This window comes from Mycobacterium sp. SMC-21, assembly GCF_045310825.1.
Lineage (GTDB): Bacteria > Actinomycetota > Actinomycetes > Mycobacteriales > Mycobacteriaceae > Mycobacterium.
Window position 1 is genome coordinate 81,373 of sequence record NZ_JBJIAO010000002.1, and the last position, 17,786, is coordinate 99,158.

General features: G+C 66.0%; 17 protein-coding genes. 10 read left to right on the forward strand and 7 right to left on the reverse strand.

Going from position 1 to position 17,786, the window contains the following annotated elements:
* Positions 1-7: 7 nt before the first annotated feature.
* The 3 genes from ACJH6H_RS02275 to ACJH6H_RS02285 are packed head-to-tail and all read left to right on the forward strand — an operon-like array spanning position 8 to position 2,696.
* A complete protein-coding gene (locus tag ACJH6H_RS02275) occupies positions 8-976 on the forward strand; it encodes a MoxR family ATPase (protein ID WP_061004359.1) in 969 nt (322 codons plus the stop codon).
* Between the two features lie 2 nt (positions 977-978).
* Positions 979-2,232, forward strand: coding sequence for a DUF58 domain-containing protein (locus ACJH6H_RS02280; protein ID WP_061004380.1), 1,254 nt, complete (start codon positions 979-981; stop codon positions 2,230-2,232).
* Positions 2,229-2,696, forward strand: a complete 468-nt coding sequence (locus ACJH6H_RS02285; RefSeq protein ID WP_082761804.1) for a hypothetical protein — start codon at positions 2,229-2,231, stop codon at positions 2,694-2,696. Before ACJH6H_RS02280 ends, ACJH6H_RS02285 begins: the two co-directional genes overlap by 4 nt.
* Positions 2,697-2,708: 12 nt before the next feature.
* Here the strand turns inward: ACJH6H_RS02285 and ACJH6H_RS02290 are convergent, their stop codons facing one another.
* The 3 genes from ACJH6H_RS02290 to ACJH6H_RS02300 are packed head-to-tail and all read right to left on the reverse strand — an operon-like array spanning position 2,709 to position 6,501.
* A complete protein-coding gene (locus tag ACJH6H_RS02290; protein WP_061004364.1) occupies positions 2,709-3,857 on the reverse strand; it encodes an NAD(P)/FAD-dependent oxidoreductase in 1,149 nt (382 codons plus the stop codon).
* A gap of 11 nt (positions 3,858-3,868) precedes the next feature.
* Complete coding sequence (locus ACJH6H_RS02295; protein ID WP_061004366.1) at positions 3,869-5,173, reverse strand: ABC transporter substrate-binding protein; 1,305 nt, start codon at positions 5,171-5,173, stop codon at positions 3,869-3,871.
* Entirely contained in the window at positions 5,173-6,501 is a 1,329-nt protein-coding gene (locus ACJH6H_RS02300) for an MFS transporter (protein ID WP_061004373.1), read from the reverse strand. The genes ACJH6H_RS02295 and ACJH6H_RS02300 overlap by 1 nt, the downstream gene beginning before the upstream one ends.
* A gap of 279 nt (positions 6,502-6,780) precedes the next feature.
* Between ACJH6H_RS02300 and ACJH6H_RS02305 the strand changes: the two genes are divergently transcribed.
* Positions 6,781-7,638 carry a cutinase family protein gene (locus ACJH6H_RS02305; RefSeq protein ID WP_064860799.1) on the forward strand — a complete coding sequence of 286 codons (858 nt, stop codon included), beginning with the start codon at positions 6,781-6,783 and terminating at the stop codon, positions 7,636-7,638.
* 272 nt (positions 7,639-7,910) lie between these two features.
* The gene (locus tag ACJH6H_RS02310; RefSeq protein WP_061006936.1) at positions 7,911-9,293 is read left to right on the forward strand and encodes an NAD(P)/FAD-dependent oxidoreductase; all 1,383 of its coding nucleotides are present in this window, start codon (positions 7,911-7,913) and stop codon (positions 9,291-9,293) included.
* Positions 9,294-9,300: 7 nt separating this feature from the next.
* Here the strand turns inward: ACJH6H_RS02310 and ygiD are convergent, their stop codons facing one another.
* Genes ygiD through ACJH6H_RS02325 form a run of 3 tightly spaced genes read right to left on the reverse strand, consistent with a single transcriptional unit; the run spans position 9,301 to position 12,072 of the window.
* Positions 9,301-10,095 carry a 4,5-DOPA dioxygenase extradiol gene (gene ygiD / locus ACJH6H_RS02315; protein ID WP_138250005.1) on the reverse strand — a complete coding sequence of 265 codons (795 nt, stop codon included), beginning with the start codon at positions 10,093-10,095 and terminating at the stop codon, positions 9,301-9,303.
* Between the two features lie 13 nt (positions 10,096-10,108).
* On the reverse strand, positions 10,109-11,572 hold the full coding sequence (locus tag ACJH6H_RS02320) for an FAD-binding protein (protein ID WP_138250004.1): 1,464 nt from the start codon (positions 11,570-11,572) through the stop codon (positions 10,109-10,111).
* Positions 11,572-12,072 (reverse strand): VOC family protein, encoded by a 501-nt coding sequence (locus ACJH6H_RS02325; protein ID WP_061005976.1) that lies wholly within the window; start codon positions 12,070-12,072, stop codon positions 11,572-11,574. The genes ACJH6H_RS02320 and ACJH6H_RS02325 overlap by 1 nt, the downstream gene beginning before the upstream one ends.
* 119 nt (positions 12,073-12,191) lie before the next feature.
* Here ACJH6H_RS02325 and ACJH6H_RS02330 point away from each other — a divergent pair, with 119 nt between their 5' ends.
* Positions 12,192-12,836, forward strand: coding sequence for a TetR family transcriptional regulator (locus ACJH6H_RS02330; protein WP_061005974.1), 645 nt, complete (start codon positions 12,192-12,194; stop codon positions 12,834-12,836).
* 20 nt (positions 12,837-12,856) lie between these two features.
* Positions 12,857-13,996, forward strand: a complete 1,140-nt coding sequence (locus ACJH6H_RS02335) for a Rieske 2Fe-2S domain-containing protein (RefSeq protein WP_406774158.1) — start codon at positions 12,857-12,859, stop codon at positions 13,994-13,996.
* Between the two features lie 15 nt (positions 13,997-14,011).
* Here ACJH6H_RS02335 and ACJH6H_RS02340 read toward each other — a convergent pair whose 3' ends face one another.
* Positions 14,012-14,644 carry a QsdR family transcriptional regulator gene (locus ACJH6H_RS02340; RefSeq protein WP_406774159.1) on the reverse strand — a complete coding sequence of 211 codons (633 nt, stop codon included), beginning with the start codon at positions 14,642-14,644 and terminating at the stop codon, positions 14,012-14,014.
* Between the two features lie 109 nt (positions 14,645-14,753).
* On the opposite strand from ACJH6H_RS02340, the gene ACJH6H_RS02345 reads away from it, so the two are divergent.
* Genes ACJH6H_RS02345 through ACJH6H_RS02355 form a run of 3 tightly spaced genes read left to right on the forward strand, consistent with a single transcriptional unit; the run spans position 14,754 to position 17,759 of the window.
* Entirely contained in the window at positions 14,754-15,509 is a 756-nt protein-coding gene (locus ACJH6H_RS02345; RefSeq protein WP_212806520.1) for an SDR family oxidoreductase, read from the forward strand.
* Positions 15,509-16,537, forward strand: coding sequence for a phosphotransferase family protein (locus ACJH6H_RS02350; protein ID WP_406774160.1), 1,029 nt, complete (start codon positions 15,509-15,511; stop codon positions 16,535-16,537). Before ACJH6H_RS02345 ends, ACJH6H_RS02350 begins: the two co-directional genes overlap by 1 nt.
* 1 nt (position 16,538) lies before the next feature.
* A complete protein-coding gene (locus ACJH6H_RS02355; RefSeq protein ID WP_406774161.1) occupies positions 16,539-17,759 on the forward strand; it encodes an acyl-CoA dehydrogenase family protein in 1,221 nt (406 codons plus the stop codon).
* The last annotated feature ends 27 nt before the right edge of the window (positions 17,760-17,786 follow it).

Consider the following 17,786-nt stretch of genomic DNA (forward strand, 5'->3'; position numbering starts at 1 on the left):
ATCGCGCATGACCATGCCGGCAGAGCTGACGACAGCTCATTCCGAGGCGGTGCTCGACGAGATCGAGCGAGTGGTGGTGGGCAAGCGTGCCGCACTGACGCTTATCCTGACCGCCGTGCTCGGGGGTGGCCACGTGCTCATCGAGGACCTCCCAGGACTGGGGAAGACGTTGATAGCCAAGTCTTTTGCCCGAGCATTGGGCTTGTCTTTCACCCGTGTGCAGTTCACCCCGGACCTGCTGCCCGCCGACCTGCTCGGCTCGACCATCTACGACATGCAGTCCGGCCGGTTCGAGTTCCGGCGCGGACCGATCTTCACCAATCTGCTGCTGGGCGACGAGATCAACCGGACGCCACCCAAGACCCAGGCGGCACTGCTGGAGGCCATGGCCGAAAGTCAGGTGAGCATCGACGGAGAAACTCACCGGCTGCCGGCACCATTCATCGTTCTCGCCACGGACAACCCCATCGAATACGAGGGCACCTATCCGTTGCCCGAGGCCCAGCTCGACAGGTTCGCGGTCAGGGTCGAACTGAAGTACCTGTCAGGTGCCGACGAAACGGTGATGCTGCGCCGCCGTCTCGAACGCGGTTCGGCCGAACCGACAGTGAATCAGATTGTCGATGCTCACGATCTGCTCGCCATGCGCGAGTCGGTCGAGCAGGTGACGGTGCACGACGATGTCCTGCACTACGTGGTGTCGCTGGCGGCGGCCAGTCGCAGCCACCCGCAGGTGGTCGTCGGAGCCAGCCCGCGGGCCGAACTCGATCTGGTTCAACTGGCGCGGGCGCGTGCCCTGCTGTTCGGTCGGGACTACGTGATCCCCGAGGATGTCAAAGCGCTTGCCATCCCGGTGATTTCCCACCGGATCAGTCTCAAGCCGGAGATGTGGGTGCGCAGCGTCCACGGCAGCGACATCGTGGAACAGTTGCTGCAACGCTTGCCCGTACCACGGACCCGTGGTGGGCCGTCGTGACTCTGACCGAACCACGCGAAGTCGAGTTACGCTGGCGTGCCTCGTCACTCACGAAGGCCATCGCCAGCTGTGCCGGCGTCGCCCTCGCCGCGGCCGTGCTCGGTCGGTGGCAGCTCGTCGCCTTCGCCGCGCCCCTGCTCGGTGTGCTGTGCTCGATCAGCTGGCAGCGCCCGTCCGCCAAGGTTCACGTACACGGGCGGCCCGGGCTGACCCGGTGCTTCGAGACCGACGAGACTCAGCTGAGGGTATGGGTGACGACGGACGCTCCGACTGTCGCGGCCGAGGTGACGGTGTCCGTCGAATCGGGAATGGAGGTCGACGCTCTCGAGGGCAGCGCCGCATCGTTGAAGACCGTCGCGGTGCGCGCCGAGCGCTGGGGCAGGTATCCGATCACGGCCCGGGTCGACGCGGTGGCGGGCGGGGGACTGCTGGCCGGGACCGGCACCGTCGAACCCGCCGAAGTCTTCGTTTTTCCCGTTGCCCCGCCGCAATCGACGCCGATACCGCGCATCGAACTGCCCGACCGGCTCGGCACACACCTCACCTGTCACGTCGGACCGGGCGTCGAATACGCGGACGTCCGTGCCTACCTTCCCGGTGACCAGTTGCGCACCATCAACTGGCCGGTGAGCGCCCGCCGGGGCCGGCTTCATGTCACCGAACGGTTGACCCACCGGGCCGCCGACGTGATCGTGCTCATCGACACCAGCCTGCAGCCATTCGGCCCGGCCTCCGCCGCGATGGAGCGGGTCGTGCTGGGCGCCGCGCAGGTGGTGCAGAGCGCGCTGCGGAACGGTGACCGCGCCGGCATCGTCGCGCTCGGTGGCGCTCGGCCGCGGTGGATCGGTGCGGACATCGGCCAGCGCCAGTTCTACCGCGTGCTCGATGCCGCCTTGTCTGTGGGCAGCGAATACGAAATCAGCACAGGCACATTGGCGCCGCGTGTGGCCGTGCCGCCGGGCGCGATCGTGTTCGCGTTCTCGACGTTGCTCGACACCGCCTTCGCGCTGGCGCTCACCGAACTGCGGAACCGCCGGCACACCGTCGTCGCGGTCGATGTTCTGGAAGGATCCCCGTTCGAGGCCGAGCAGGACTCGACACTGTCCCGCATGTGGGCGTTGCAGCGCCACGCGATGTACCGCGACATGGGGATCGTCGGTGTCGACGTCGTGCCGTGGCCGTCGACCGCGACCCTCGACCAGGCGCTGCGGTTGATGCCGGTGCGCCGTCGGGCCGGCGGGACGGTGACGCGATGACGACCGAGATGACAACCCGGCTGGATCAGCCTGGTGCCCTGACACTTTCGACCGGCTTCGGCCTCCTCATGGTCGTGGTGGCCGGTGTTCAGGCCCATGGTGTGGCCGTCGTCGTTTCGGTACTGGCAGTGACGGCGGTGGTTGCCGGGCTGGTGTTTCGGGCGGCAGCGACGGGGGCCGTGCTGCTCACGATCGTGGCATTGGCGGTATCCGACTCGCCTGCGTTGGTCGCGGCATTGTCGGGTCTATCTGCGGCCACATATCTGCTGTTGCGGCATGCGGCGGGAGCCGGCGTGGTTACGACGACCAGGCCGACATTGATTGCCATGCTCGGCTTTACGCTCGCCGGGGTGATCGCCACCGCGGTCAATCTGGACGTGCCGTGGTTGCCGCTGCTCGCGCCACCGGCGGTGGTGGCGATCTATGTGCTGGCATTGCTGCCTCATAGTTCGGCTGCGCCGTAACAACATCGGCCATCAGCTGGTCAACAAGACGTCGGATAGCCGAAGTGCGACTCTGGCCCGCCGGGAGGCGAGCTGCCGCGCTGACCGCTGAATCTCCGCCGTCTGCTCGATCCGGACGGCCTGGTAGCGCTGGAGTGCCGCGGCGACATCACCGTCCTGCGCATCGGTCAGCTGACGTGCGAGCTCAGCGCCGTCCTGGATCGCCTGATTGGCGCCCTGCCCGCCGAACGGCGTCATCGGATGCGCGGCATCACCGAGCAGCGCGACGCGGGCGGTGGTCCAGCGGTCGACGGGGTCGCGGTCGTAGACGGGGTGCATGTACACCGGACCGGTGGCGCCGCGGATCAGCTCGCCCACAACGGGTTCGAAACCGTCGAATTGCCTCGCCAACGCTGCCAGGTCCGCGCGCGCCGACCACAGGTGCAGTGGTGGTTCATCGATGCCGAGGGTGGCGTCGACCGCTACCTGCCGGCCCGCGCGCACCGGCATTGCGATGACGTGTTTGGCGTAGTCGGCCGAATGCCACGAGCGTAACCGGTCGTTCGGGCGGGTACCGAGACAGTTGACGGGGCTGACGGCGCGGAAGATCACCGAACCGCAGTAGTGGATCGAGTCATCGCTGAAAAGCCCACGCACGGTGGACCGCAGCCCGTCGGCGCCGATCACCAACGGAGCGCGCAGGACGGTTTCGTCGGTGAAGGTGAGCGCGACGTGTTCGTCGTGCTCGGCGATCCCGGTCAGGCGGTGGCGCAGGCGAATTCGGTCGCGGCCGAGATGCGCCACCATCAAGGCATGCAGATCGGCCCGGTGCACGGTGCGTGGTGACAGCTCGGTATCGGCGTATCCGAACCGGCCGTGTTCGGCACCGATTTCCGGGATCGCCGCGTAGTCGGTGACGGATTCCACGTGACCACTCTGATCGTGCGTCTCGAAATACCGCGTCGCCGAGGAGATCTGGTTGAACTGCTCGAGCATGCCCCATTCGCTGAACAGTCGCAGCGTCGGTGGCGAGATGCCGAGCGGGCCGCCGACCTCGCCGAGCTCACGGGTCTTGTCCACCACGATGGCGTGGTGGCCATTGTGGTGGAACGCAATTGCTGCGGCGAGCCCGCCCAGGCCTGCGCCGACGATGACGATGGGTGCGGTGGTGTGGTCTGACACGGTGTGCCTTTCTACAGATGGGGGAAGCGCGCCAGGCCCTCGGCGTCGAGCGCGAGTCGGGGCACGGTGTCCGGTCGGTGGCTGACGACGGTGCGCACGTTGCCGATCGGCAGCCACAGCCCGTCGTGAATGAGCCGGCGCTGGATGTCGTGCACCAGCTTTCGGCGCTCGGTGTGGTCGGGGCAGTGCAATTGCGCGTCGAGCAGGTCGTCGAGGTGTTCGCGTTCGGTACGACACATCGCGTTGCGTTGATCGATCGCGAACTGATAGCGCAGCGCATCGGGATCGATTGCGGTGTAATAGAAGAACCGGAAATCGTAGGTCCTCGCCTGCTGCCGCGACCGGAGCTCGCCGAAGTCGACGTCGCGGAGTGCCAGCTCGACGCCGTGATCGGCCCAGTGTTCGGCAACGGCCGACAACAGTTCGCGGTCGATCGGGGAGAACGAGCTGTTGAACACCACCTCGAACCGCAACGCGTCGGCGCCGGCCGAATCGAGTAGTCGCCGTGCCGTCGCAGTATCGCGCCGAAGCTGCGCGGAGCAGTCGAGGTGGTGCTGCGCGGTCGGGGTGAGCACCGAGCTCGCCACGGCGTAGCCGCACGACTGCAGGATCGGGCGCAGTCGCTCGCGATCGATCAGCAGCGACAGTGCGCGCCGGATTCGCGGATCGGCGAGCGGACCGCGGGAGACGTTGGGGCACAAGCCATAACTGATTCCCGGGTGGTGGATTTCGGCGGTGAGAAAGCCGGCTGTGGCACCGGCGCGCACGTCGGCCGGTCCGTCGTAACCCGCGCCGAACAATAGGCGGTGCCTGCCATTGGTGAGGCATCCCGTATCTACCGGCACCCACGCCCCAGTGCCCAGGCGCACGTCACCGGCAGACGGCTTGCTGACCGCCAGGTTCACGCCGGCCAGGCTGTGCAGGAACGCGGCGTTGTGCCGCTCGAACCGGAACACGACGGTATCGCCGTGCGATTCGACAGCGGACAGTCCGGCGAGCGCAGCAACAGCCGACGGCAGGGGAGTGCTGGCCGCGAGATCAGTCATGATGTCGCAGAAGCTGTTTCGGACGAGGTCGGCGGTCAGCGGGACGCCGTCGGAGAACCGCCGGCCGGGCGCAATGGTCAATTCCACCGTGAGCGGATCGGGACGCGACCAGACCGACGCCAGCCACGGCCGCACCTGCGCGGTGACCGGGTCGACGTCGACGAGGCTCTCGAATACCTGTCGCACATAGGTTTTCGAGATTCCGTTGTAGGCCAGTCGGGGGTCCGTGGTGAGCTGCCCGGGCGGCCAGACGAAAACGATGTCGCGCATCACCGCCGGACCTCTACACGAGTGACCGGCCGTGCCGCGACGGATGCAATGAGGCCGGCGACGGCGATCAACACCCCGGCGAAGACGAACAGGCGGTGCGGACTCTCGAAGCCGCCGATTGCCGTCGCGCCGACCGACACCCCGATGGCCGCCCCCAACGCCCGCAGGTAGTGGTACACCGCCGAATCAAACGTGACCCGAACGGAATTCGTCAGTACGTTAGTGGCCAGTGAACTCCACAGGAAGCCCATGGCGCCGCCCATCACCGTGGCGCCGATCAGCAACGGACCCACCTCGTCGGCGGTCACCGCGACCCAGCAACCGGCCAGCGCCAGGCACGCCGCGCCGTAACCCACCAGCCGGCTGTTCTTCGCGGCATCGCCGGGACGGCCGAACTTCGAAATCGGCAGCAGGCCCGCGACCACCGCCATGGGCACCAGAACGAGCGCGGCCCGGTAGGAGCTGAACGATTGCATCCGTTGCAGGACATAGATCACCACCAAGGTGAAGACGTTGGTCGCGATGCCGGCCACGAACACGATGAGGAGGCTGCGGTACAGCACTGGCCGCCGGCCTCCGTCTCCCGCCGACGATCGGCAGGTGCCGATGACCACGACGCCCAGCCCCGTTGCCAGCGCGCTGAGCAGGACCTTGGTCGCCGGCTCGCTGGTCGCCCCGATCGCGAGGAAGATGACGACCTGCGCCAGGCCGACACCGATGATCAAACCCCCGCCCCGGCGCGAGTTCTCGGCCGTGGCGTCGGGCTCAGGTGCCCTGCCATGTGCGCCCCACGCCAGCAGTGGAATCGACACGATCGTGGTCAGCACCGTCTCGTACGGGAAGGCTCGCCAGCCCCACGTGTCGTTGAGTACCGCGGTGATCAACGGCGAACACAGCGCCGATGCCGACACCACCAGACCCCAGGTGCCCAGGAAGGCCGTGTGGTGATCGGGATAGAACTGCTGCCGTGCGATCCGGAACAACTGCGGTGCCAGTACGGCCGACGTAGCGCCCTGCAGGAACCGGACGAGGACGAGTACAGAGAACGACGGGCTGAGGCTCGCGGCGATGCCGAGTACCGCGAGCGCTGCTGAACTGACGTAGAACGTGGTGATCGGCCGGCAGCGGTGCAGCCGCAGGCCGGCCGGCAGCAGGGTCGCGCAGAAACCGGCCAGGAAAGCCACGCCGACGTACGCGGCACGGCCGTAGGACAGATGGAAGAAGTCCGCGATCGACGCGTTCAGGAGGACGGTCGCGGAGGAATTCGAATAGAGGGTGTACTCAGCGAGGTACAGCGACGCCGCAACGGCATAGAGAGATGGCTTCATTTCTCATCACAGGAAAAGGGAACGTTCGGGCAGCGAGAATCAGCGCGCGAATTTGTTCAGCGGCGCCAGGCGGGCGCGGTTCCAGATCGAGGAGAGAAAAGACGGGGTGTACCGGTCGCCGCCTGCGGAGCTCCGTTGCGTGAGGTCAGAATCCCGGGCACGAGGTTTGCCGGAAACGCGCTGCAGCGAGGTATGCGGGCAGGGTGCCGATTGCTGATTGGCAGATATTTGCTGGTCAGGCGTTTGTCTTACTTTCCTGCATGCAGGTAAGATGCGTAGATGCTGATTCGCCAACTCCGTAGCTCCGGCGTTGCCGGCGCTGCGGTGCTGCTGACCGTCACGGCCCCGCTCATCATCACGGGTGCGACTCCGGTGGCTGCTGCCGACGACTGCCCCGACGCCGAAGTCATCTTTGCGCGCGGGACCGATGAGCCGGCGGGGATGGGCCGGGTCGGTGATGCCCTCGTCGACTCGCTGCGTAAGCAGGCCAGTGGCCTGATCATCCGGTCGTACGCGGTCGACTACAAGGCCACCATCACACAGCGGCACAGTGGTGAGGGCGCCAAGGATGCGATCGAACACATCAAATCCACCGCGGCCGCCTGTCCCAACACCAAGATCGTTCTGGGCGGCTATTCGCAGGGCGCGAGTGTGGTCAACATTGTGGCCGGTTTCTCCGGTATCAACTGGGGTAGCCCGCTGCCGCCCGAGTACACGAAGAACATCGCGGCCGTTGCGACGTTCGGCAATCAGGCCGACCGTACCGACGGAGCGCCACCAACTCAGAATTCGCCGCTGAGTCCCAAAGCGATCGACCTGTGTAATCCTGCCGACCCGATCTGTCACGCCGGTGCGGGCAATTCCTGGAGCGGTCATACACAGGGTTACGTCCCTGCGTACACCGATCAGGCCGCGGCCTTCATCGTGTCCAAGCTTCTCGCCGGTTCTCCTCGGACAACGCCCGGGTACGGGGCGCTGCCGGGTCCGCCGCCGGGGTATGGCGCACTGCCCGGCCCGCCGCCGGGGTACGACCCGCAATCGGGCTATGGCCTGCAGCCGCCCAGCGCGGTCCCGTCGACCGCACCCACGTCAACGCCCGTGCCGGCGTCGCCGTCTCCGGTACCCGGTTTGGTCTGACAGCTATGTGGTTGGGCGGCAGGGTATTTGACCTCGTTGGCCTTGACGCTACGACCGAAGCACGCACGCGTGGCACCAGAGTTACTGTGGGGCAAGGGGTCTGGCTCGCCGCGGGATTTACGTTGCTGGCTAAATGACGACGAAAACCCTTGAGCTGTAAGCATGGCAAAGTCCTGAAGAATTGCTGTACGTAGCGCATTGTGCGGCGTACGCTTTCCCCAGCTGCGCCGGGTGCGGCCTGCCTCGGCGCAGTGCGAACTTCGGGAGCAACCATGTTGGCCCAGGGATTTGATGTCGTCATCGTCGGCGCTCGATGTGCCGGCTCGCCGCTGGCCACGATGCTGGCGCGGCAGGGTGTGAACGTTGCGGTACTCGAACGCGCGACATTTCCGCGAGACACCCTGTCGACCCACATCTTCGAGGCCGACGGGTTGGCTTTCCTCGATCGGCTCGGCGTGACGGATCAGCTGCACGCAACCGGTGCGCCGTTCATGATGCGGTCCAATTCCCGCGCCGAGGACTTCCGATTCAATGTCGAATGGCCACAACGCGCAGGCGATGTCGGAGGTAGTGCCTCGGTCCGGCGCACCCTGCTCGACCCGATCCTCGTCGGTGCCGCCGAGCAGGCGGGGGCTGAAGTGCGAATGGCTGCCGATGTCACGGGCCTGGTGCAGGACGACGGCCGGGTCACCGGCGTGCGCGTCCGGACTCGCGGCCGGGAGGACGAGCTGCGTGCCCGGCTGGTCGTCGGCGCAGACGGTCGTAACTCGACCGTCGCCAATCTTGTTGCGGCACGGAAGTACAACGTCGTGCCCAATCAACGGTTCGCGTACTGGGCTTTCTTCGAGGGCGCGAACATGCCGGCGGAACCGACCAATGTGTTCCATCGGTGGGCCGACAAGTTCGTGATCAGCGCCGCAGCCGACAACGGGCTGTATCAGGTCATCGTGATCCCCGAGTTGAGCGAGCTCCCGCGATTCCGCGCCAACCTCGAACGCAGCTTCATGGAACACGCCCTCAGTTGTGAACCGGTGGCCGAGGCGCTTGAGGGTGCTCAGCGGGTCGGCAAGTTGTTCGGGATGGTCCACTACAACGGTTTCTTCCGGGACCCGTGCGGGCCGGGGTGGATGTTGGTCGGCGACGCCGGCCATTTCAAGGACCCGGCGCCGGGCCGGGGGATCGGTGACGCGTTCGCACAGGTCGACGCGGCGGTGCCGAAAATCATGGCGGGGCTGGGCGGTTCACTGGAGGTGCAGGACGCGGCGCTGACGATGTGGGGCCGGTGGCGCGATCACGAATTCTCCGATCATTATTGGTTCGCCAACGATCTGGGCAAGGCGGGCCGAGTGCCGGCCGTCTTCCCGCAGATGGTGGCGGACCTGCACGACAAAGGGCAGATCGGGCGGTTCCTCGATCTCTTCACGCACCGGGAGAAGCCGTCGCAGGTGCTGAGCCCGGGCCGGTTGTTCGGCTCGGCGGGGCGGCTCCTGCGACGCAGACCTCAAGGCAGGCGCGCCCTGATGAACGAGGTGCGGACGCTGGTCGGCGAAAATGCGCGTCATCAGTTCCTCAACCACCGCCACGCGTACGCGACGGCGGCCGAGGCGCTGAAACCCGCTGGTGCGACAGAGGTTGACGCCACCAGCACAGCGTGAGCGCCTGTCAGGTCAGGGTGTACGACGTCATCGACAGCGACCCGTAGGTATAGCCGTCGACGAGCACGTGCGCAGGGGTGTCGGCGGCGGCGCACAGCCCGGCGAAATAGAGCATCGGGATGAAGTGGTCCGGTGTCGGTGCGGCGGCGGCGAAGTCGGGATGTTCCCGAAGGCGCAGAATGTCCGCGGGTGCGGCGGTCAGCAGATCGGCCGCTGCATCGTCAAACCTTGTGGCCCAATCGAATCCGCTGTCGGGAAGCCGTGTGTTCATGGCCCGCAGGTTGTGCACGATGTTGCCGCTGCCGACGATCAGCACGCCGCGGCTGCGCAACTCGGCCAGTTGTGCGCCCAGCGCGACGTGTTCCTCCAGCGGCTTCTCGGCGTTGATCGACAACTGCACCACCGGGATCGAGGCATCCGGGAAGGCATGCACCAATACCGACCAGGTGCCGTGGTCGATGCCCCAGCTGTCCCGGTCAGCGCCGACCCAGGTGGGTTTGACGGTCTCGGCGATCTCGTCGGCCAGCTGGGGCAGTCCCGGCGCCGGGTACTGCACACCGAACAACTCCTGTGGGAAGCCGTAGAAGTCGTGGATGGTGCGGGGCTGCGCCATCGCGGTGACCGCGGTGGCGTTGATGTACCAGTGCGCACTGATCACCAGGATCGCCCGGGGCCGTGGCACCGACTGGCCGAATTCCGTCCATGCGGCTGTGTACCGGTTGCGTTCCACGGCGTTCATCGGACTGCCATGCCCGATGAACGCGGCGGGCATGACGGTGGGCAGGTCGACTGATCCGGTCATTGTCCGATCAACGCTACCGACATTCCTCCCGGGTTGCCGCTCGGGCGGCAGCGCGACCCGCTCGCCGACCGAAGAATGAACCCGCGCCCAACTGGGTGCCGCTGGAGTACCCCTTGGCGTCCTGCGCGATGGTGGACGTACAGGCGCCGGCGGCATACAGCCCGGCAACGGCGCTGCCGTCGTCGCGTAGCACCGCGCCGTCGGCCGAGATCGCCAGGCCCCCGAGGGTGAAGCCGCTGTAGAACGCCTTGCCCAGACTCAGGTCGAATGCCGCCCACGGTCCGACGTCCTGTGGCTCCAGATACGTTGCCGCCTTGTGGAAGTCGGGGTCCTCGCCGCGGGCCGCGTAGGCGTTGTACCGGTCGAGCGAGGACTGCAACCGGCCGGCCGGGATACCGAGGGCCGCTTCCATCTCGGCGACCTCTTCCCAGCCGTCGATCAACTGAACCAACGGCATGGTCGGCATCTCGACATGTCGTGAATCGACGACGAGGTACGCGACGCTGTCGGGCTGCTCGAGGGCGAAGGCGGAAGTTCTTGCGTGATAAGAGTCTTCGGCGACGAACCGGTCCCCGTTGCGGTTCACGATCAGACCGGTGAGGAGTGTGGCAGGCGGATAGACCGGGGCTGTCATGAACGCCTGGTCCAGGTATTTGGTTGCGGCACCGACAGCTTGACCCATGCGGATACCGCTGCCGTCGTCATAGGTGCTGCCCAAGGCAAAGACGCGCTCGTCGGCCAGTCGCGGCACGTGCGCCGCCAGCATCTCGCGGTTCATCACGAAGCCGCCGGTGGTCAGGACGACGGACTTCGCCCGCACTGCACCCGTCTCACCGAAGTGCTTCCAGGTTGCGCCGACGACCCGGTCGCCGTCGACGACGAGGGCGGACACCCCTGTCTCGTAACGGATTTCCACGCGGAGTTCGCCCAGTCGCTCGACGAGAAGCTTGACGACCATGCCCGCGCCGCCGGTATCGCCGGGTACCGGGACCTTGTGGCCCCGTGGTGCCGGAACCGCCTGCTCGCGGAACGGCCACACCTGCTCATTGCCGGTGTACATCAGGCCCTGCGTCTCCGGCTGAATGACGGCCTTGTGCGGGTAGTAACTGCGCTCGAACTCGAATCCGAGAGCTTCCAGCCACCGGAAATGTTCGGCACTGCCGCCGCAGTAGGCGTTGATCAGTTCCGGCACAGGCTCTTTCGAGACGGCAGTCAGATAGGCGGCCATCTCGCCGGCGGAGTCGTTGTGGCCGCTGGCCTCCTGTACCGCGGTGCCGCCGCCGAGATAGAAGTGGCCGCCCGCCATCGCCGTGGTGCCGCCGGCCACCGCGGCCCGCTCGAGTACGAGCACACGCGCGCCCGCGGCGGCTGCTTCGACGGCCGCGCATCCGCCTGCCATGCCGAGTCCGACAACGAGTACGTCGACCTCGTCGGAGAACGACGAAATACTTTGTGCGGAAACTGTTTCCGGAATCATCACGCACCTGCCGCGGTCTTCTTGATGTGCTCGAACATCGCCCGAATCTCGGGACTGAACTCGCCGAGTTCGATGTATGGCACCCCGGCCGATGCTCCGTCGATATAGGCGAAACGCATCAATCCACCGGACATCTCACCCTGTTGCACGATGGCCAGCCCCTGTTCCTGTGCCGACGCCACGGCCGCGTCGAAATCACCTGGTTCGAAGCACACATGGTGCAGGCCCGGTCCGCTGCGCTGCAGGAATTCGGTATAGATGCTGACGCCGCGCACCGGCTGGATCAGCTCCAGCTGCATGTCGCCCGAGTAGGACATCGAGATGTGGGCGGTGAAATCCGCCGGCTCCCCGTGGAGGCGGCAGGTTTCCGGCCCGAACTCGATGTTGGGCAACCGGACCCATGACCCGACGCCGAACTGCCTGCTCAGCAGCTGCTCGGTTGCCTCGATGTCTTCAGTGACCCAGGCGGTTTGGCAGATCGGTCCATACGAGACGGTCATGGGATTCCTTCCGGGAAGCCGGCTGTGCGACTGGACGACCAAATCAAACTAAGCGATACCGCTTAACTGGTCAAGCGTTGGTGATTGCAATCTGAAGCGCAAGAACTACACTGAGGCCTGTGAGTCGGACCGATGCACGCACGCAGCTGCTTCTCGCCGGCGAACGCCTGATCGCGGAATTCGGCCCCGAGGTGTCGCTGCGCGACGTCGCGGTGGCTGCGGGGCAGCGGAACAATTCGGCCGTCCACTATCACTTCGGATCACGAGATGGCTTGATAAAGGCCATCATCGGTCATCGCCAGGCCCCCTTGGAGCAGGCGCGGCTGACGCTGCTGGCCGAGCACGAAAGTGCCGGGGAGCCCGACGACAGCATCACCGCCCTGGTGGCCATCCTGGTCGAGCCGCTGTTCGATACTCCGTATTCCGACGGATCGAGCCACTACGCCCGTTTTCTCGAACGCGTGCGCAATCATCCGGTCATGGCCGAGCTCACCCTGACGGCGGAGCAGTGGCCGGCCACCCGGATCCTCACCACCCGGCTGCTGCGGGCCCTCGATCACCTACCGGAAGCGCTTCGGCGCCAACGCATGGCGGCGATGGCGTCGGTCATGTACACGCTGCTCGCCGACCACGAACGTCACGTGGAGGAGCATCGCGACGCGGTCCGCGGTGCCCTGAGTGAGGCCGAGGCAAGGGACAACATCGTCGCCATGGTGGTCGGTCTGCTCACCGCACCGATGCCCGCCCTGATCGAACCCCGGTGAGAACAACGATGGAGGAACGCATGTCGGTCACGGACCAGGAGCAGCCAGACGTCCGGCAGATCGAGGCGGGGGAGAACCCGACCAGGTTCGCCCGCGGCTGGCACTGCCTCGGCCTGATCCGTGACTTCAACGACGGTGCGCCCCATCAGATCGACGCGTTCGGCACGTCATTGGTGGTGTTCGCCGACAGCCAGGGCCGGCTCAACGTGCTCGATGCGTACTGCCGGCACATGGGCGGCAACCTGGCGTACGGCACTGTCAAAGGTGACTCGATCGCGTGCCCGTTCCACGACTGGCGCTGGGGCGGAGACGGCAAGTGCACATTGGTGCCCTACGCCAAACGGACGCCGCGGCTGGCGCGGACCCGCTCCTGGCTGACACTCGAACGCAACGGACAACTGTTCGTGTGGAATGACCCGCAGGGCAGCACCCCGCCGCCGGAAGTCGACATCCCCGAGATCGAGGGGTACGGCACGGACGCCTGGACCGATTGGAGCTGGAACATCCAGTTGATCGAAGGTTCGCACTGCCGCGAGATCATCGACAACAACGTCGACATGGCGCATTTCTTCTACGTGCACTACGCATTTCCCCGGAACTTCAAGAACATCTTCGAAGGTCATGTCGCCACCCAGGTGATGGATTCGACGCCGCGGGACGACATGGTTGTCAGCACCTTCCATGACCCGACGTCCATCCTCTATTCAGAGGCTTCGTATTTCGGGCCTTCCTACATGATCGACCGGCTGCGCAGCGTGGCCAACGGCATGACCGTCGATACCATCCTGATCAACTCGCATTACCCGGTCAGCCCGAACTCGTTCGTTTTGCAGTACGGTGCCATCGTCAAGAAGCTCCCGGGCCTGACCGAAGAGGAAAACGCCGACCTCGCAAGAACTTTCATCGAAGGCGTACAGACCGGCTTCGAACAGGACGTCGAGATCTGGAAGCACAAGGCCCGCATCGACAACCCGCTGCTCACCGAGGAAGACGGGCCGGTGTATCAGCAGCGCCGCTGGTACGAGCAGTTCTATGTCGACGTCGAAGATGTGACGCCGGATATGACGGACCGCTTCGAGTTCGAGATCGACACCACGCATTCCATCGAGAGTTGGGAAGCGGAAGTCGCGGACAATCTGGCTGCTGCAACGTCGAACTGACTGCCGCAACAGGATTCAGTCTTCGTCGGATCGGCTGTGGCCGAGTAGCGCGGCCACCAGGTCGAGTGCGGTGCCGATCTCGGGGGCGCCGCCACCGAGGAGTGGCGCGTAGAGATGCGCGTCGCACATGCGAATGAGTGCCAGGCCGAAAGTGGCGGTGGGTAGCGGCAATTCCATTCGGCCGGCCGCGACCTCCGCGTCGAGGAGTTCGCCGACCAGACGACCTGCGGTCTGCTCGACGAGTCCGGGCAGCAGCATGAGCCGCACGATCAGGAGCGGCTCACGGTGTGACACGTCCTGCAGCGGTTTCGCGTCGACAACGGCGTTCAGGAAGCGGTCCATCACCGCGAGGAGAAATCCGGTACCACCGCGCGATTCGCCCTTGGCTTCCGCCTCCGCGACGACCTCCGCATGGGCTCGGCGAAACGTGCGTTCGGTGGCCTCGGCCAGCACGGTCGCGAGAAGGTCTTCGCGATTTCCGACGAGCCGGTAGAGAGTCGAGCGGCCGATCCCGAGTTCGGTGGCGAGCGCCGACATGTCGACCGGTTCGCCCGCCAGATACAGGCGAGTTGCAGCGTCGACCGCGGCCTGACGGCTCAATGCCGTCCCCAGTCGCGGGGAGTGGGTCGTCGATTCTGCTCCGGACATTTACCCATTATGGGACATTGCGCCGCTGTGTGCCAGTGTGGCACACTTCGCCTATGTGTCCCACGTTGTGGGGCCCAGTACCGCAACCCCCCCCCACGAGGAAGTTGACATGAGCACGCGATTCGAAGGAAAGACCGCGATCGTCACGGGTGCCAGTCGTGGCATCGGATTCGCCATCGCCCAGCGTCTGGTGGACGAAGGCGCCAAGGTGGTGATCACGGCCCGCAAGCAGGAAGCGTTGGACGCCGCCGTCGAGACCCTCGGTGGACCGGATGTCGCGCTGGCCGTCGCCGGCCGCGGCGACGACACCGAGCATCAGGATGCCGTGGTGGCCAAGGCGATCGAAACCTTCGGCAGTGCCGACCTTTTCGTCAACAACACCGGCATCAACCCGGTGTACGGACCGCTCATGGACATCGACATGGACGCCGCGCGCAAGATTCTCGAAGTCAACGTGTTGTCGGCGCTCTCGTGGGTGCAGAAGGTGAACCGGGCCTGGCAGGGCGAACACGGCGGCGCGATCGTCAACGTCGCATCGATCGCCGGGCTGCGGCCCGCGCCGGGCATCGCCTTCTACGGAGTGTCGAAAGCCGCGGTCATTCACCTCACCGAGGAGCTGGCCGTCGAGCTGGGTCCGAACATCCGCGTCAACGCGGTTGCGCCCGCCGTCGTCAAGACCCGCTTCGCGACCGCGCTCTACGAAGGCCGTGAAGAAGAGGTCAGCGCGCACTATGCGCTCAAACGTCTTGGCGTGCCGGAGGATATCGGTTCGGTGGTGGCGTTCCTGCTGTCGGATGACGCCGGCTGGATGACCGGCCAGACCCTGACGATCGACGGCGGCGTGCTCCTCGGCGGTGGCGTCTGATGGCTGCCGGTGCACATGTCGAACTGCCGGGGCTGGACCTGGATCGCCTCGGCGCGTGGCTGTCGTCCACCGTGCCCGGCGCCGGCGCCACGCTGTCGGCGACGTTGATCGCCGGCGGCAAGTCCAATCTGACTTACCGTGTCACAGACGGTGATTCGTCCTGGATCGTCCGTCGGCCCCCGGTCGGCGAACTGCTCGCCACGGCGCACGACATGAGCCGCGAATACCGGATGATGTCGGCACTGGCGCCCACCGCGGTACCCGTGCCCGTCATGTACGGCTTCTGCGACGACGCATCCGTGCTCGGCGCCCCGTTCTACGTGATGGCCGAAATCGACGGCACGCCATACCGGCAAGCCGCCGAACTGAAGGACCTGGGAGCCGAGCGCACGCGGCGCATCTCTGAGCGGCTCATCGACACGCTGGTCGAGGTGCATTCCGTCGACCCCGCCTCGGTGGGGCTGGCCGACTTCGGCCGGCCCGAAGGCTTCCTCGGGCGCCAGGTCGGCCGGTGGCACAAGCAGTTCCTCGCCGCGCACACCCGGGACCTGCCCGTCATGGAGCAGCTCTATCAGGCTCTGGCGGGGCGGGTTCCGGCCGACTCGGCACCGGGCATCGTGCACGGTGACTACCGGCTGGACAACGTGCTCTTCGACGCCGGGGACCGTCCTGCCGCGGTGATCGACTGGGAACTGGCCACCATCGGCGACTCGCTCACCGACCTGGCCTTGATGGTGGCCTACGGGCGGTTGGCCGCATCGGGCAACGGGGAGGTCTCCGATGTCAGCGAAGCCCCCGGCTTCCTCACCGAACAAGAGATCATCGACCGCTACCGCGCCGGAATCGACCGCCCGCTCGGCGATTTCGGGTTCTACCTGGGCCTCGCCTTCTTCAAGATGGCGGGCATCTTCGAGGGTATCCACTACCGCTACGTCAACGGACAGACCGTCGGCGACGGGTTCTCGTTCGCCGGTGACGCGGTGCATTTCCTGCTGGACGCCGGCCTCAACGCACTCAAGGAGCACTGATATGGAATTCGCCTACGACGCCAAGACCAACGAGATGGTCGCCGAACTCACGGCGTTCATGGAGAGCCACGTCTATCCCGCCGAGAAGACGTTCCACGAGCAGCTTGCCGCGCTGGACAACCGGTGGGCGTGGGACAGCGTGCCGGTGCTCACCGAGTTGCGCTCCGAGGCCCGTCGTCGCGGTTTGTGGAATCTGTTCCTGCCGGGGCAGAAGGGTGCGGGTCTGACCAACCTGCAGTACGCCCCGCTGGCCGAGATCACCGGCCGCAGTATCCAATTGGCACCCGCGGTGTTCAACTGCGCGGCCCCGGACACCGGAAACATGGAGGTGCTCAACGAGTTCGGCACCGAGGAGCAGCAGCGCCGGTGGCTGGAACCGTTGTTGGACGGCGAGATTCGGTCGGCCTTCGCCATGACCGAACCCGACGTGGCAAGCTCGGACGCCACCAACGTCGAGCTGTCCATCGTCCGTGACGGCGACGAGTACGTCATCAACGGTCGCAAGTGGTGGATCACCGGCGCGATGAATCCCAACTGCAAGGTGTTCATCGTCATGGGCAAGACGGATCCCAGCTCGGAACGTCACCGCCAGCAGTCGCAGATCCTCGTTCCTCGCGACACCCCGGGCCTCGAGGTGCTGCGCGGCATGGAGGTGTTCGGGTACGACGACCACGACCATGGCGGGCACGCCGAACTGCGGTTCACCGACGTGCGGGTGCCGGTGTCCAACCTGATCGGTGAGGAGGGCGGCGGGTTCGCCATCGCCCAGGCCCGTCTCGGGCCGGGCCGCATCCACCACTGCATGCGGGCGATCGGCGTCGCCGAGCGCGCCGTCGAGATGATGTGTCAGCGGGCCGCGAGCCGGGTCGCGTTCGGCAAGCCGCTGGCCGAGCAGGGCGTGATCCGCGACTGGATCGCCGAATCCCGTGTCCGCATCGAGCAGCTGCGCCTGCTGGTGCTCAAGACCGCCTGGCTGATGGATACCGTCGGAAATCGCGGCGCGCACACCGAGATTCAGTCCATCAAGATCGCCACGCCCCTCACCGTGCAGTGGATTCTGGACAAGGCCATCCAGGTGCACGGCGCCGGCGGGGTGTCGCAGGACTTCCCGCTCGCGGCCATGTACGCGGGCATCCGCACCCTGCGCTTCGCCGACGGGCCCGATGAGGTGCACAAGAACGCCCTCGCTCGTACGGAGCTCAAGAAGCACCTGGTGAGCTGACCGGGCATGCGGCCACGCTTTATTTGC